Raw genomic sequence first — 13175 nt, 5'->3', positions numbered from 1 at the left:
GCGTCATGCGTCATGCGTCATGCGTCATGCGTCATGCGTCATGCGTCAGGGGAAGCGGACCGTGACGGTGAGGCCGCCCGGTCGGCCGGGTTCGGCCGTCGCCTCGGTTCCGTGGGCCTCGGCGATGGAGCGGACGATGGCGAGGCCGAGCCCGTGGCCGGTGGTGCCGACGCGGTCCTGGGTGAGGCGGCGGAAGGGCTCGAAGAGGTCCGGTATCCGGTCGGCGGGCACGGGGGGCCCGGTGTTGGCCACGGTCAGCGTGTGGCCTTCGAGCCGTACCCGGACCCGGCCACCGGGGTGGTTGTACTGAATGGCGTTGCGGATGAGGTTGGTCAGCAGGTGGCGCAGCAGCAGCGGATCACCCAGGACGGTCAGCGGCCGGTCCGACGTCACGGTGACGTCCACTCGGCCCTCCTCGGCCTGTGGGGCGAGTTCGGCTGTCACGAGCCGGGCCGCGGCCGACAGGTCCACGGTCTCGGTCTCCTCCAGGCCGCGGTCGCTGCGGGCGAGCAGCAGCAGTGCGGTGATCAGTTGCTCGGCCTCGCGGTTGCCGACGAGGAGGTCCTCGCGTACTTCGACGAGGTCCTCGGGGAGGGGGTCGGCTAGGCCGACCTCCAGGATGGTGCGCTGGACCGCGAGGGGTGTCCTGAGTTCGTGGGAGGCGTTGGCGACGAAGCGCCGTTGGCTCTCGAACGATTTCTCCAGCCGGTCGAGCATGGTGTCGAAGGTGTCGGCGAGGCGGTGGAGTTCGTCGTCGGGGCCGGTGAGCGCCAGCCTCTGGTGCAGGTTGTGCTCGCTGATCCGGCGGGTGGTCTCCGTCATCGCGGCGACCGGCCTGAGCGCCCGCCCGGCCAGCCACCAGCCGAGCAGCCCGGCCAGCAGTGTCGTGACGAGCAGGCCGACGGCCGACCAGAGGACCATCTGCCGCAGGGCGGTGTCCTGCACCGCCTGTACGGTCTGGTCGATCTTGCGGACGAGGGCGATGCCGTCGCCGGTCGTGCCCGGCGGCGGAAGAGTTCCCTGGAGGTCCGTGGGCTGCGCGCGCCGACCGGAGAACTCGCCGGGGAACTCGCTGCTGCTCGGCACGTCGCTCTTGGTGATCTCGATCGCTTCGACTTGTCGGGCCGTCCCGTAGCGCGCGAGCAGCACCACGAAGGTCAGCAACGCCGCGCCCGTCAGCAGGAAGAGCGCGGAGAAGGCCAGGGCCAGCCGGGTACGGAACGGCATGCCCCGCAGCAGCGCCCGCGGGTTCAGTCGCACAGCCGGTATCCCCGCCCCTTGTCCACGGTGATGAGGCCGGGGTCGCCCAGCTTGCGGCGCAGCCGGCTGATGGCGACCCTCACCGCGTTGGTGCGCGGGTCGAGGTTCTCGTCCCAGACGGTGCGCACGAGTTCGTCGTGCGGCACCACCGCCCCCCGTGCCTCCATCAGCAGGTGCAGGACCGCGAACTCCTTGGGTGTCAGTTCCAGCGGCCGGCCGTCCACGGACACCTCGTGCCGCGCCCGGTCCAGGGTGATGCCCTCGTGTCGTAGCGCCACTTGTGGCGGCTTGGGCGCGCGGCGGCTGAGCGTCCTTACCCGGGCGACCAGTTCGGCGAAGTCGAAGGGCTTGGCCAGGTAGTCGTCGGCGCCGAGAGCGGTGAGTCCGTAGACCTTGTCCGTGATCTCGCCGGCCGCGGTCAGCATCAGGATCCGCGGCGGGTCGGTGAGTTCGCGCAGCCGTCGGCACACCTCGTCGCCGGTCATGACCGGCAGGTCGCGGTCGAGGATCAGTACGTCGTAGTCGGTGAGCAGGCACATCCGCTCGGCCTGGTCCCCGGAGACCGCGAGATCGACGGCCATCGCCTGCCGGCGCAGACCGGTGGCGATCGTACGGGCGAGGACGCGATGGTCCTCGGCCAACAGAACTCTCATGGGCCCCATGAAACCCGGCACGGCATTGCAGGAGGATAAGGACGGCGGAGCGACGTGTTCCCGGCATCGCGGGGCCCGGTATCGCGGGGCCCGGCATCGCGGGGCCCGGCATCGCGGGGCCCGGCATCGCGGGGCCCGGCATCGCGGGGCCGGCGCCCTTACGCCGCTGTAACGCGTTTATCCCGCTGCAAAGGGCGCCCTGCTTCCGTTGCGGCCATGAACTTCGTCAAGCGCGCGGGGATGAGCCTGCGTGCCAGGAAAGCCAGGACCGCCGCTCTGCTGGGCATCTTCGTCGTCCTCTGCACCCTGCTGCTGGGCGGCTTCCTGCTGCAAGGCGCCACCGCACGCCAGGAAGCGGCGGCGCAGCGGACCATCGGCGTCGATGTGACGCTGAAGGGCAAGGGCCTCACTCCGGCGCTGGCGGACCGGCTCGGTGCGTCCCCGCTGGTGCACCGGTACAACCCGCGGCTCCCGCTCGAGGCCGGGGCCCGCGGCATCGAGCCGCTGGAGTCCGACGCCCCGAGACCGGGCGGCAACCGCACCGGGGCGAAGACACCGCCTCCCCTGGCACTGAACGGCGTACGGGACTCGGGCCTGCTGCTGCCTTTCTCGTACGGCTCGAACAAGATCACGGAGGGGCGTGGGATCACCCCCGAGGACGCCGACCGCAAGGTCGCCGTGGTGGAGCAGCGGCTGGCCGAGAAGAACGGGCTCAAGGTCGGCGGCACCCTCCGCGTGCAGTCGGCCGACGGAAGGCGCACCGTGCCGCTCACGGTCGTCGGGATCTACCGGGACCCGGCGCAGGACCCGTCGAGGTGGGTGCCGCCGCACCAGTTGCCCGGCAACGTGCTCTACCTACCGGTCCGCACGGTTCAGCGGCTGAGCCCCGGCACGGCGGACCTCGCCGAAACGGTCTTCAGGATCGGCTCCCCGGAGCAGGCCGAGCATCTGCACGCCGAGGCCCGACGTCTCCTCGGCGGTGGATCGTTCGACTTCCGCGTCAACGACAAGGCGTACAGGGACCAGGTCCGTCCCATCCAGCGGGCCGGTACCTTCGCCGGGCTGATCGTCTGGCTCACCGCCGTGGCCGGTGCGCTGATCCTCGGACTCGTCGTGATGCTGCAGATCCGGGAGCGCCGCGACGAGCTCGGGGTGCTTCTGTCGCTGGGCGAGAAGAAGTGGAGGCTCATCGGCCAGCACGCCGTGGAAGTGGCCGCGGTCGGCCTGCCGTCCGTGGCCGTCGCCGCCCTGGCCGGTCAGGTCGCCGTCCAGCAGGCGGGTGACGCGTTGCTCGCCCGCCAGGACCCCGCCCCCTCCCCGAGGGCCGGCCCCCCGTACACACCGGCCGACTCGCCCCGGATGCGCGTCGAGCCCTCCGACCTCGGCAAGGTCGCCGGCATCAGCCTCGGAATCTCCCTGGTCTCCACCGTCGTCCCCGGCATCGGGATTCTCCGCCTCCACCCCCGCTCCCTCCTCACCGACAGCGAATAAGCACCGCACCGCTACAGAACGACCCCTACAGAACGACCGATACGGAACGAGAGAACCGACCGACATGAACTTCGTCAAACGAGCAGGGCTCAGCCTGTGGTCCCGCAGGGGCAGGACCCTGATCACCCTGTGCACCTTCCTCGTCATCTCCGTGATGGTGCTGGCCGGCGTAATGATCAGGGACGCGACGGCCCAGGCCAAGAACGAGGCCAAGCGCTCCGTGGGTGCCGAGGTCAACCTGGAGATGGACCTGGAAAACCTGGGCGCCGGCGGTGGCCTCATGGCCCCTCAGATCAGCGCCACGGTGGTGGACGAGCTGGGCGCCTCCCCGCTGGTCCAGAAATACAACTACTCCATGTTCGACCGGGGCGTCCTCAAGGGCGGCACCGAGCTGGTGACCGAGGGCGTGGACGCCGCGGCCTCGGGCATGGGGCCCGGTGGCACCCCCACCGTCGGAGTCCTCGACTCCGCGCTGCTGCCCGACTTCCGCAGCGGCAATTTCGAGCTCCTGTCCGGAGCGCACCTCACCGCCGCCGACAAGGACGAGCACCTGCTGCTGATCGAGGAACGGCTGGCCCGCAAGAACGGCCTCAAGACCGGCGACAAGATCACCCTGGGCGCGAACGAGGGAAAGGCCACGGCGGACTTCACGGTGGCCGGTGTCTACCGGGACCCGCGCCCCAGCTCCGAGCCCGAGCCGGAGCACTTCGTCAACCCGGCCAACATGCTGTACGCGTCCGTGGGCGGGTTCGCCCGGCTCAACTCCCCTGCGGACGGGCCCCTGCAGGTCAGGAAGGCAACCTTCCTCCTCTCCGACGCCGACGAGCTGGGGAGGTTCAGGAAGGAGGCCGAACGGATCGCGGGTTCCGCACTCGACGGGTTCGCACTGACCACGAACGACAAGGCGATCCGGCAGATGACGGGCCCGCTGGACAGCATCAGCTCCACGGCCGCCGTCGCGATGTGGCTGATCGGCGTCGCGGGCGCCGCCGTCCTCGCTCTCCTCGTCAACCTCGCGGTCAAGCAGCGCCGCAAGGAGTACGGCGTACTGCTGGCCATGGGCGAGAAGAAGGGGAAGCTCATCGCCCAGCAGGCGCTGGAGATCGTCGCGGTCGCGGCCCTCGCCATCGGCCTGAGCTCCCTGTTCACCCAGAGCCTGACCCAGAGCGCGGGCCAGTCGCTGCTCGGCCGAGAGGCCGCCGCGGCCCGGCACAAGCTCGACTCCTGGCAGCCCCCGGCTCCCGGCACCACCGGCATCGACCAGGGAATCGACCCGGACGACCGGCCGGTGGAGAACGCCGACCCCATCGACAGGATCGACGTACGCCTCGACCCGGCGGCCCTGGCCACCGTGGGCGGCGTCGGCCTCGGCCTGGCCCTGCTGGCAACCGCCGTCCCGGCCGCCTCCGTACTGCGGCTCACCCCCCGCACCATCCTCACGAAGGGCAAGTGACAGCCACCATGACCAGCGCCACCGAAACCAGCGCCACCGAAACCCTGCCCGTCCTCCGGCTCGACGGCGTCAGCCACACCTACGCCGACCAGCGCCGCAGGACCACCGTGCTCAAGAACATCGACTACAGCTTCCGGCGCGGCACCTTCTACACCGTCCTGGGGCCCTCCGGAAGCGGCAAAACCACCCTGCTCAGCCTCGCCAGCGGCCTCGACGCACCCACCCGGGGCACCATCAGCTTCCGCGGTCAGGACCTGACGAAGCTCGGCCTCGGCCGCTACCGCAACAAGCACGCCGCCACGATCTTCCAGCACTACAACCTGCTCACCTACATGACCGCCCTCCAGAACGTCACCACCGCCATGGAGATCACCGGTGCGAAGCCGGACCGTGGCAGCCGCAGGGCCCGCGCCCTGGAACTCCTGGAGCAGCTCGGCCTGGACAAGAACATGGCCACGCGCAACGTCATGCGGCTCTCCGGCGGCCAGCAGCAGCGTGTCGCCATCGCCCGCGCCCTGGCCTGCGACGTCGACATCCTCTTCGCCGACGAACCCACCGGAAACCTCGACGAGGACACCGCCCAGGGCATCATCGACATCTTCCGCGGACTGGCCCGTGAACAGGACAAGTGCGTGGTCGTCGTCACTCACTCCCAGCGCCTGGCGGCACAGTCCGACCGCGTCCTCACCCTGCGCAAGGGCAAGCTGACGGACGAGGTGAGACCACGCTGACCACGCACCCGTCCGGGACCGGCCGCTGTGGTACCGCCGGCCGGGCCCGTAGCGACTGGTGTGCGTGGGCGTGTACTGCCTGGGACGTTGAAGCCGGCACGGAAATCGTCCGAGGCCGCTGCTCCGGCGCCGCCGACCAGGAGTTCCTGATCGGCCTGATCCCGCCTCCGTGAAGGCGGGCCGACACCGCGTACACCGAGCAGGCCACCCCTGCCGCAGCCGAGCGCGAGACGGCGGTCGAGACGATGCCACGGATCTGCGGAAGGGGAAACACGCCGACGTGCAGCCGGCCGCGCGTCTTCGGCTCCGGCGCAGCCGGAGCGGGAGGGACGGGCGGGAGCCCACGACGGTCCCGGTCATGGGCGCACTCCTGGAGTGGGTCGAGCGGTCAGAGACGGGTGCCGGGCGGGTTCGGGCGGGCGAGGCCGAGATCGTAGGCGAGGATCGTCGCCTGGACGCGGTCCCGCAGGCCGAGCTTCCGCAGCAGCGCGTTGACGTGGGACTTCACGGTGCCGACGGTGATGCCGAGCCGCTCGGCGATCTCCCCGTTGGTGAGGCCGGAGGCGACCAGGGTGAGGACGGTGCGCTGGCTGCCGGTCAGGCTGTCCAGCCCGGGGGAGCTGCCCGCCGGGACCGCGGGGCCCCGTCCGGACGCGTAGTGGCCGATGAGGCGGCGGGTCGCGGACGGCGCGAGGACGCTCTCCCCCGTCGCCACCACCCGGATTCCCCGGAGCAGTTCGGCGGGGTGGACGTCCTTGAGGAGGAAGCCCGACGCGCCGGCGCGCAGCGCGTCGAAGACGTAGACGTCGAGGTCGAAGGTGGTCAGGACCAGCACCTTGGGCGCGTCCTCGCGGCCGGTGATGATGCGGGTGGCGGCGATGCCGTCCAGTTCGGGCATGCGGACGTCCATGACGACCACGTCGGGCGACAGTTCCTCCGCGAGCCGTACCGCGGCGGCGCCGTCGGCGGCCTCACCGACGACCGTCATGTCCTCCTCGGCGTCGATCACGGCGGCGAATCCCGCCCGCACGATGCCCTGGTCGTCGACGACCAGCACGTCGAGGCTCATCGTTGTCCCTCCTCGCTGTCCGGCGCGCCCGCGAGGGGCAGCCGGATCCGTACGGTGCCCCGGGGGCCGGTGGTCAGCGTGCCGCCGAGTGCGGTCACCCGAGTGGCCAGCCGCTCGTCGGCGGCCGTGTCCGCGGTGTCGGGCACTCCGGTGGCGGTGAGTGTCAACGTATCTGCTTCCGCGTCCAGTTCGACGACGGCGGGTTCGTCCCCGCCGATGGCCAGAACCGTCTCGGCGGCGTGGTAGGCGGCCAGGTCGACGGCGGTGGGAAGACGTGCCGGTACGCGGTCGGTCAGCCGTATCTCCACGTCCCGGCCGGTGGCCCGGCACTGGTGGGCGAGCAGGTCGAGCGCCTGCAGGGTGGGCCGGGGCCGCAGGGCGGGCCCCGCCTCCTCGTCGCGGACCGCGTCGAGCAGGGCGCGCATCGCGGCCAGGGCCTCGCGGGCGCGGTCGGCGGTCGCGTCGAGGCGGCCCGCCTCCGCCTCCGCGACCATGTCGGCGGTGCGGGAGAGGACGGTGGTCTCCAGTCCGGCGGCGATCCTGCGACGCTCGGCCCACGCGTCCCGGACGGCCTCCTCGGTCCACGTGACGAGCCGGTCCTGGTGGGCGCCCCGGGCGGCCCGCTCGCGCCGGCCGCGCCGGGTCCCGGCCCAGCGGCTCGCGCCGGCCACCAGAGCCGTGGCGGCCGTCGTCCCGGCGACGACCGCCACGACGGGGAGTGTGGTGCCCCGGTCCAGGACCGCCGCCGTGGCGGCCCCCGCGTGCACGACCACGGCGGCGACCGGGAGAACCGGGCGCCTCACCGGCCGGGTGGCGGGCGGAGTCGGGCGCGAGCGGGTGCCGGTGCCCACGGCGGACGGACCGGCGGTGTCCGCCGCCCGCGCGTGCGGGGGGCGGATCTCGACGAACCGGTCGCGCAGCCGCTCGACGATCCGCGCGTCCGTGTGCGGGGGGCGGGCTCCGGCGCGGGACGGGGCGGCAGCCCTCCGGGCGGCGTCCGCCACGAGCACCGCGCAGGTGGCCGGCAGGCTCAGCGCGAGAGGGAGCAGCACCGGGCCGGTGTAGTGGCCCGCGGACATCGCCACCGGCCAGAGCGGGACCAGGGCGAGCAGGGCACCCCGGGCCGCGCGGGGCGCCCTGCGCAGCCACAGCAGGGCGACCGCCTGGGCCACGGCGAGCAGCCCGAAGAACACGCCCGCGGGCACCGTCGCACCGGGCTGCAGCGCCTCCTCCCGGTGGAGCACCAGCATCGGCAGCATCGGCTGGACGACCAGGCCGAACGCGGCCGTCAGCTGCGCCAGGCGGTAATCGCGCGGGACGGAACGTTCCACCGGGGCTCCGGTCCGGCCCGGCAGAGCCGCGCGCACCTCCCAACCGCCCTCCGCCGTGGGGCCGGTGACGAGGGTGCCGCCCGCCTCACGGGCCCGCGACCGCAAGAAGCCCTGGCCGCGTCCGCCGCCGAGTCCCGCGCCGTGCGCCGCCGCACCGGCCGGCGGTGCCGAGCTGGTGACCACGACGTCGGTGCCGGTGTCGCCGTACCGGACGCGCACCGTCGTCCGCGCGCCGGGAGCGTGCCGCGCCACGTTGGTCAGCGCCTCGCGCACGATGCCGTACGCCGCGTCCGCGACGGTGCCGTCCGGCAGCGGGTCGATCTCGCAGTCGACCCGCTGGTCCAGGCGCCGGAAGCCCGCCACCAGATCCTGCAGCCGCTCCTTTGGTGAGGGAACGTCCTCGCGGGAGGGCGCCGGGGCCCGTACGGCACTGAGCGCGCGGGTGACCTCGCGACCGGTGCCGACGGCGAAGTCCAGTGCCTCCTCCACGAGTTCGGGGCGGCGGTCGCGCAGCCCGAGCGCAGCTCCCGCCGTGACGACCACGGCGGTCAGATGGTGGGCGCTGACGTCGTGCAGCTCCCGTTCCATGCGCCGCCGTTCGACCGCCGGCAGGCGGTGGCGCTCGGCCTCCGTACGCTGCCGCACCCGCTCGGCGGCGCGGCGCGCACGGCGGGTCCGTCGTACGCGGACGCCGGCGCCGCACGCGGCGGCGTACAGCAGCGCCGTCAGGGCGAGGTGGAGGCCGTCGCGGCTGCTGATCCCGTGCAGGCTGACGTTGTACAGCGGCTGCCAGACGGTGAGCGTCAGGACGCACAGCACGGCGGTGAAGGCGTCCCGCCGGGCCGCCACCGTGAACAGGGCCAGCCCCACCCCGGCCGTGCCGAGCACCGCCGTCGCCCCGGCGGGCAGCGGGCCGGCGCCCAGCGCGCAGGCGGCGACGACCACGAGGAGGGCGACCACCGGACGGTTGCGGCGCAGGACGAGCGCGGCCGTCACCACCACGGCGACGAGCACCGCCACCAGGAGGGCGCCCGCGGACGGGACCGCCCCGCGCACCAGCGCCGCCCCCGGCCACACCAGGGCCTGGGCACAGATCAGCAGGACCGGGAGAAACCGGTCGTCGGTTCGGTTCATGGCTGGACAAGGCTATGACCGCGGACGAGGGGCCCGGCTCCCGCTGAAGGCGGATTCCCGTCTCTTACCTGGGTTGCAGATGCTCTGCCCGCGGTTCCATCCGCAGGTCATCCCGCAGGGCGACGACCGCGCCGTGTGCCCGGACCTAGGCTCGATCACATCGAGAAGACGGCCGACCACCGCCTCCCCGAGAACGTCCCACCAGCGCCTTCGCCGCGTTCAGCGGTCCTTGCCCGCCGTACACGCCGTACCCGGGTGAGCGGGCGCGTCCGATTCTCCACCACACACGATCCCAGGGGGATTTCCCATGTCCAAGCGCATTACTCTCGCCTCGCCCGACCGAACCCGCCCGGCACCCGTCTCCGACCGCTCGACCCACTCCAGGAGTGCGCCCATGACCGGTACCGCCGGGGACTCCCGCCCGTCCCTCCCGCGCCGGCTGCGCGACCGCGTCGGCCTCGTCGCGCTCGCCTACCTCGTGCTCTGCGCGGCCGTGCTCGTGTGGGCGGTGGTGGCGATCGCGACCGACGACTCCGGCGAGGCGATGGCGCTCATCTTCCCGCTCCTCGTCACGGCCCCCGGGAGCCTCGTCGTCCTTGTCCTGCCGGAACACGGCTCGATGTTCTTCGCCTCGCTCGTCATCGGGGCCGCGGTCAACGCCGCGATCATCAGCTGGTGCACCAGCGTCCTGCGCCGGGGGCGCCCGGACCCGGAGTCCTGACGCCGCTCCCGGGTGCGATGGCGGGCGGTCGCCCGACCGGAGGAGGGGAGAGTGCGTGAACGGCATTCCAAGCCTGCCTCAGCCGACCCTCTTCCACTCCTGGCACCGGTTGGTCTTGAAGTACTCGCCGGTGTTGAGGGTCACCCGGCCCGGGCCGTTCAGGTTGTTGTTGGCGATGATGGAGCCGAACTCGCCGCTGGCGTCCTTGGCCCGCTCCCAGTAGCAGCCGAAATCGCCGTCCGCTCCGGCCGTCTTGTACGTGCCGGCCTTGATGTCCTCGCCGACGACGTACTCGCCCTCTCCCGAGAAGCTGGTCGCCGGACCCGGCTCCTTCGTCTTCTTCGGCTTGGCGGTGACCGTCTCGGTCTCGGTGACGGTGGGCGCGGGCTTGGCGCCGCCGCCCTCGGCCTTGGCGGTTTCGGTGACGGTGGCCGTCGGCCCGGGCCCGGACTTCGTGCTGGCGGCCGCCTTGTCCGACGCCGCCGAGCCCTCGCCGCCGCTCCCGATGCCGACCCCGACGAACAGGGACACCAGGGCGACCGCCCCGTACTTCAGCCACCGGCCCCGCTGCTTCCGGGGCTGCGCCGGGCCGGTGGGCGCGCCGAGACCGAAGGGGCCCTGCGCGCCGGGGTCGGGCTGCGGGAAGGAGGAAGGCTGCTGGAAGGACATGGTCGTGCTCCGTTTCCGTGCGATGCGACGCGACGCGACGCGTGAACTGCGACGCGTGAACTGCGATGTGGGAGGAGTCGAGGGGTGGGCGGGCACTCGTCCGGGGCCTTCACCCGTCGCTGGAGTCGAGGCGCCCCGAGGTGCCGGTCCGGGCGGCGGCACCGCCCGGCACTTCACTTCGCACCCCTGGAAGCGCAACCAGATAAACAGACCCGGGAAAGCGTTGTCAACCAGCACGCCCGGCTTGACGGGTGCTGTAGGTTGTTGACGTCCGCTATCGAGAGGTCCAGGTCTTCCGTCATGCCCCAGCAGCCGTCCGCGCAGGTGACCGCCGCCGAGATCTCCCGCATCGCCGGGGTCACGCGTGCCACCGTCAGCAACTGGCGTCGCCGGTACGACGACTTCCCCGAGCCCTCCGGCGGCACGGAGAGCAGCCCCCTGTACGACCTGGAGACGGTCAGGGCCTGGCTCGCCTCGCGCGGCCACGCCTCGGCGGCCAGCCCGTCCGAGGAACTGCGCACGACCCTCCGCCTCAACCCCCCGAGCACGGACGGCGGCGGTACGGCGGACCTGCTGCTCCTCGTCCTGGCGGCGGCCCGCCGCACCCCGGAGCAGCTCACGGCCGCGGCACGGCTCCCGGACGCGGAACTCGCCGTCCGCGCGGAGCGCGACGCGGCGGGCGTCGCCGACGCCGTACCGAGCGGGGGCGCCGTGCGCTTCGCCGGCACCGACGCGGCCGTGCTCCGCGCGCTGTACGTGTGCGTACGGGACGAGGGCGGCCGGGCCACGCTGGGCGTGCTCGCGGAGCGGGAGCTGGAGGAGAGCGCGGCGAGCGGCGCGTACGGCACGCCGGACCCGCTCGCCGACCTCCTCGCGCGCCTCGTCCCCGGCACCCCGGCCCGCGTCCTCGACCCGGCCTGCGGCAGCGGCACCCTGCTGGAGGCAGCCGCCCGCCGGGGCGCGACCGAGCTGTACGGCCAGGACGTACTCCCCGTGCAGGCACGGCGCAGCGCGGTGGGCCTGATGCTCGCGGCGCCGGAGGCCACGGTCACCGTGCGCGCCGCCGACAGCCTCCGCGCGGACGCCTTCCCCGGCCTGGACGCCGACGCGGTGCTGTGCACCCCGCCGTTCGGCGTCCGGGACTGGGGGCACGACGAGCTGGCGTACGACCCGCGCTGGGCGTACGGCGTACCGGCCCGCGCCGAGTCCGAGCTGGCCTGGGTGCAGCACGCGCTCGCCCACCTGACCCCCGGCGGTCACGCGGTCCTGGTCATGCCGCCCGCGACGGCCGGCCGCGCCTCGGGCCGCCGGGTACGGGCCGAACTGGTCCGCAGCGGCGCCCTGCGCGCGGTGGTGGCGCTGCCGGTCGGCGCGTCGGTGCCGTTCCACGTGGGCCTGCAGATCTGGGTCCTGCGACGGCCCGAACCGAGCGGCGCGGCAGGCAAGTCGGTGCTCTTCGTCGACACGGCCGGGGCGACGGCCGGTGCGAAGACGGACGCCCGGACGGGCCCGCGGACACGCGGCGGCAGCCGGTCCGCGTCGCTGGACTGGGAGCGGATCACCGGACAGGCGCTGGCCGCCTGGCACGCCTTCACGCGGGACCCGGACGCCTTCGAGGGCGAGCCCGGCGTCGCGCGCGCGGTCGACGTGGTCGACCTGTTGGACGAGACCGTGGACCTGACGCCGACCCGTCTCGTCCGCGCCTCACGCGCCGACGTGGACCCGGCGAAGCTGGCGGCGGAGGCCGACGCGACGCGCCGGAACCTGGTCGAGGCCGCCGAGTCCCTTGTCCGGGCCGCCGGTTACGACGACTGGGACCCGGCGGGCGGTTCGGCCCGGCAGTGGCGTACGGCGACGGCGTCCGACCTCGCGCGCGGCGGCGCGCTCACGGTGCTGCGGACCCTGCCGGAGGGGACGCGGGGCCGCGCGGAAGACGGAGCCGGCGACTCGGAGCAGCCGGGCGCCCGCGCGGTCCTCACCGGCTCGGACATCGCGCGCGGGTCGGGTCCCACGGGCGACCCGGCGGAGCTTCGCAGCGGCACGGCACCCGTGATCGCCGTCGGGGACGTCCTCGTACGGGCGGTCGCGAGCAAGGACGGCCCGATGACCCGGGTCGCGGGCGACGCGGAGGCGGGCGCGCTGCTCGGCCCCCACGTCCACCTCTTCCGGCCGGACCCGGCCCGCCTGGACGCCTGGTTCCTGGCCGGCTTCCTGGGCGCGGAGGACAACATCGCGGGCGCGTCCACCGGCAGCACGGTGCTGCACGTCAGCCCCGGCCGACTGCGCGTACCGCTCCTGCCGCTGGAGGAGCAGCAGCGGTACGGGGAGGCGTTCCGCCGCGTCCACGAACTGCGGGCGGAGGCGCAGCGGGCGACCCGACTGGCGGAGGAGACGGCACGGCTGCTGGCGGGCGGGCTGACCGGGGGACAGTTGCTGCCGTCCCGGGACGCAACATCCCGTTCACCGCACGGCGATTCACCCCATTAGGCAGGACACCACCCCTTGTCGCCGCATTCATGCGCACTCGCGTCACCGGCGACGCACCGACGGCAGGAGCCGGACGCTCACGGAAGGAACTCCGGAAGCCACTCGACGGGCAACACCTGCCGCACCCAACCGCAACTCTCCACAGGTTCTCCACCTCAAGGGGTTGATATACCCAT

10 protein-coding genes are annotated in these 13175 nt (G+C 73.1%); 5 read left to right on the top strand and 5 right to left on the bottom strand.

All coding sequences use genetic code 11. The annotated features are described in order from the left end of the window. Positions 1 to 45 precede the first annotated feature (45 nt). Together ACVW19_RS30170 and ACVW19_RS30165 are read right to left on the bottom strand one after the other, a co-directional pair. Positions 46 to 1254 carry an ATP-binding protein gene (locus ACVW19_RS30170; RefSeq protein ID WP_457464845.1) on the bottom strand — a complete coding sequence of 403 codons (1209 nt, stop codon included), beginning with the start codon at positions 1252 to 1254 and terminating at the stop codon, positions 46 to 48. Beyond that, on the bottom strand, positions 1251 to 1913 hold the full coding sequence (locus ACVW19_RS30165) for a response regulator transcription factor (protein WP_457463362.1): 663 nt from the start codon (positions 1911 to 1913) through the stop codon (positions 1251 to 1253). Before ACVW19_RS30165 ends, ACVW19_RS30170 begins: the two co-directional genes overlap by 4 nt. A gap of 216 nt (positions 1914 to 2129) precedes the next feature. On the opposite strand from ACVW19_RS30165, the gene ACVW19_RS30160 reads away from it, so the two are divergent. The 3 genes from ACVW19_RS30160 to ACVW19_RS30150 all read left to right on the top strand — a co-directional run bounded on the left by ACVW19_RS30160 (position 2130) and on the right by ACVW19_RS30150 (position 5588). Then, positions 2130 to 3404: an ABC transporter permease gene (locus tag ACVW19_RS30160; RefSeq protein WP_457463360.1), complete on the top strand. Its 1275-nt coding sequence runs from the start codon at positions 2130 to 2132 to the stop codon at positions 3402 to 3404. Between the two features lie 64 nt (positions 3405 to 3468). Beyond that, positions 3469 to 4857, top strand: a complete 1389-nt coding sequence (locus ACVW19_RS30155) for an ABC transporter permease (protein ID WP_457463358.1) — start codon at positions 3469 to 3471, stop codon at positions 4855 to 4857. Between the two features lie 8 nt (positions 4858 to 4865). Continuing rightward, a complete protein-coding gene (locus ACVW19_RS30150) occupies positions 4866 to 5588 on the top strand; it encodes an ABC transporter ATP-binding protein (RefSeq protein WP_457463356.1) in 723 nt (240 codons plus the stop codon). A gap of 388 nt (positions 5589 to 5976) precedes the next feature. On the opposite strand, the gene ACVW19_RS30145 is transcribed toward ACVW19_RS30150, so the two are convergent. Further along, positions 5977 to 6657 carry a response regulator gene (locus tag ACVW19_RS30145; RefSeq protein WP_457463354.1) on the bottom strand — a complete coding sequence of 227 codons (681 nt, stop codon included), beginning with the start codon at positions 6655 to 6657 and terminating at the stop codon, positions 5977 to 5979. Then, on the bottom strand, positions 6654 to 9122 hold the full coding sequence (locus ACVW19_RS30140; protein ID WP_457463352.1) for a histidine kinase: 2469 nt from the start codon (positions 9120 to 9122) through the stop codon (positions 6654 to 6656). Before ACVW19_RS30140 ends, ACVW19_RS30145 begins: the two co-directional genes overlap by 4 nt. A gap of 394 nt (positions 9123 to 9516) precedes the next feature. Here ACVW19_RS30140 and ACVW19_RS30135 point away from each other — a divergent pair, with 394 nt between their 5' ends. Beyond that, positions 9517 to 9843, top strand: a complete 327-nt coding sequence (locus ACVW19_RS30135; protein ID WP_457463350.1) for an SCO4225 family membrane protein — start codon at positions 9517 to 9519, stop codon at positions 9841 to 9843. 78 nt (positions 9844 to 9921) lie between these two features. Here ACVW19_RS30135 and ACVW19_RS30130 read toward each other — a convergent pair whose 3' ends face one another. Beyond that, positions 9922 to 10512, bottom strand: a complete 591-nt coding sequence (locus ACVW19_RS30130) for a hypothetical protein (protein ID WP_457463349.1) — start codon at positions 10510 to 10512, stop codon at positions 9922 to 9924. Positions 10513 to 10812: 300 nt separating this feature from the next. Between ACVW19_RS30130 and ACVW19_RS30125 the strand changes: the two genes are divergently transcribed. Then, positions 10813 to 12999, top strand: coding sequence for an N-6 DNA methylase (locus tag ACVW19_RS30125; protein WP_457463348.1), 2187 nt, complete (start codon positions 10813 to 10815; stop codon positions 12997 to 12999). Positions 13000 to 13175: the final 176 nt, after the last annotated feature.

The organism is Streptomyces sp. TE5632, from assembly GCF_054061295.1.
Note: the sequence above shows the minus strand (reverse complement) of the source record. Positions and strands in the feature narration are given on the sequence as shown.

What these genes read in the sequence shown, in the direction of transcription:
- ACVW19_RS30160 (WP_457463360.1), top strand. Translation starts at nt 2,130, where the DNA reads ATGAACTTCGTCAAGCGCGCGGGGATGAGCCTGCGTGCCAGGAAAGCC.
- ACVW19_RS30145 (WP_457463354.1), bottom strand. Translation starts at nt 6,657, where the DNA reads ATGAGCCTCGACGTGCTGGTCGTCGACGACCAGGGCATCGTGCGGGCG.
- ACVW19_RS30155 (WP_457463358.1), top strand. Translation starts at nt 3,469, where the DNA reads ATGAACTTCGTCAAACGAGCAGGGCTCAGCCTGTGGTCCCGCAGGGGC.
- ACVW19_RS30130 (WP_457463349.1), bottom strand. Translation starts at nt 10,512, where the DNA reads ATGTCCTTCCAGCAGCCTTCCTCCTTCCCGCAGCCCGACCCCGGCGCG.
- ACVW19_RS30140 (WP_457463352.1), bottom strand. Translation starts at nt 9,122, where the DNA reads ATGAACCGAACCGACGACCGGTTTCTCCCGGTCCTGCTGATCTGTGCC.
- ACVW19_RS30125 (WP_457463348.1), top strand. Translation starts at nt 10,813, where the DNA reads ATGCCCCAGCAGCCGTCCGCGCAGGTGACCGCCGCCGAGATCTCCCGC.
- ACVW19_RS30165 (WP_457463362.1), bottom strand. Translation starts at nt 1,913, where the DNA reads ATGAGAGTTCTGTTGGCCGAGGACCATCGCGTCCTCGCCCGTACGATC.
- ACVW19_RS30135 (WP_457463350.1), top strand. Translation starts at nt 9,517, where the DNA reads ATGACCGGTACCGCCGGGGACTCCCGCCCGTCCCTCCCGCGCCGGCTG.
- ACVW19_RS30150 (WP_457463356.1), top strand. Translation starts at nt 4,866, where the DNA reads ATGACCAGCGCCACCGAAACCAGCGCCACCGAAACCCTGCCCGTCCTC.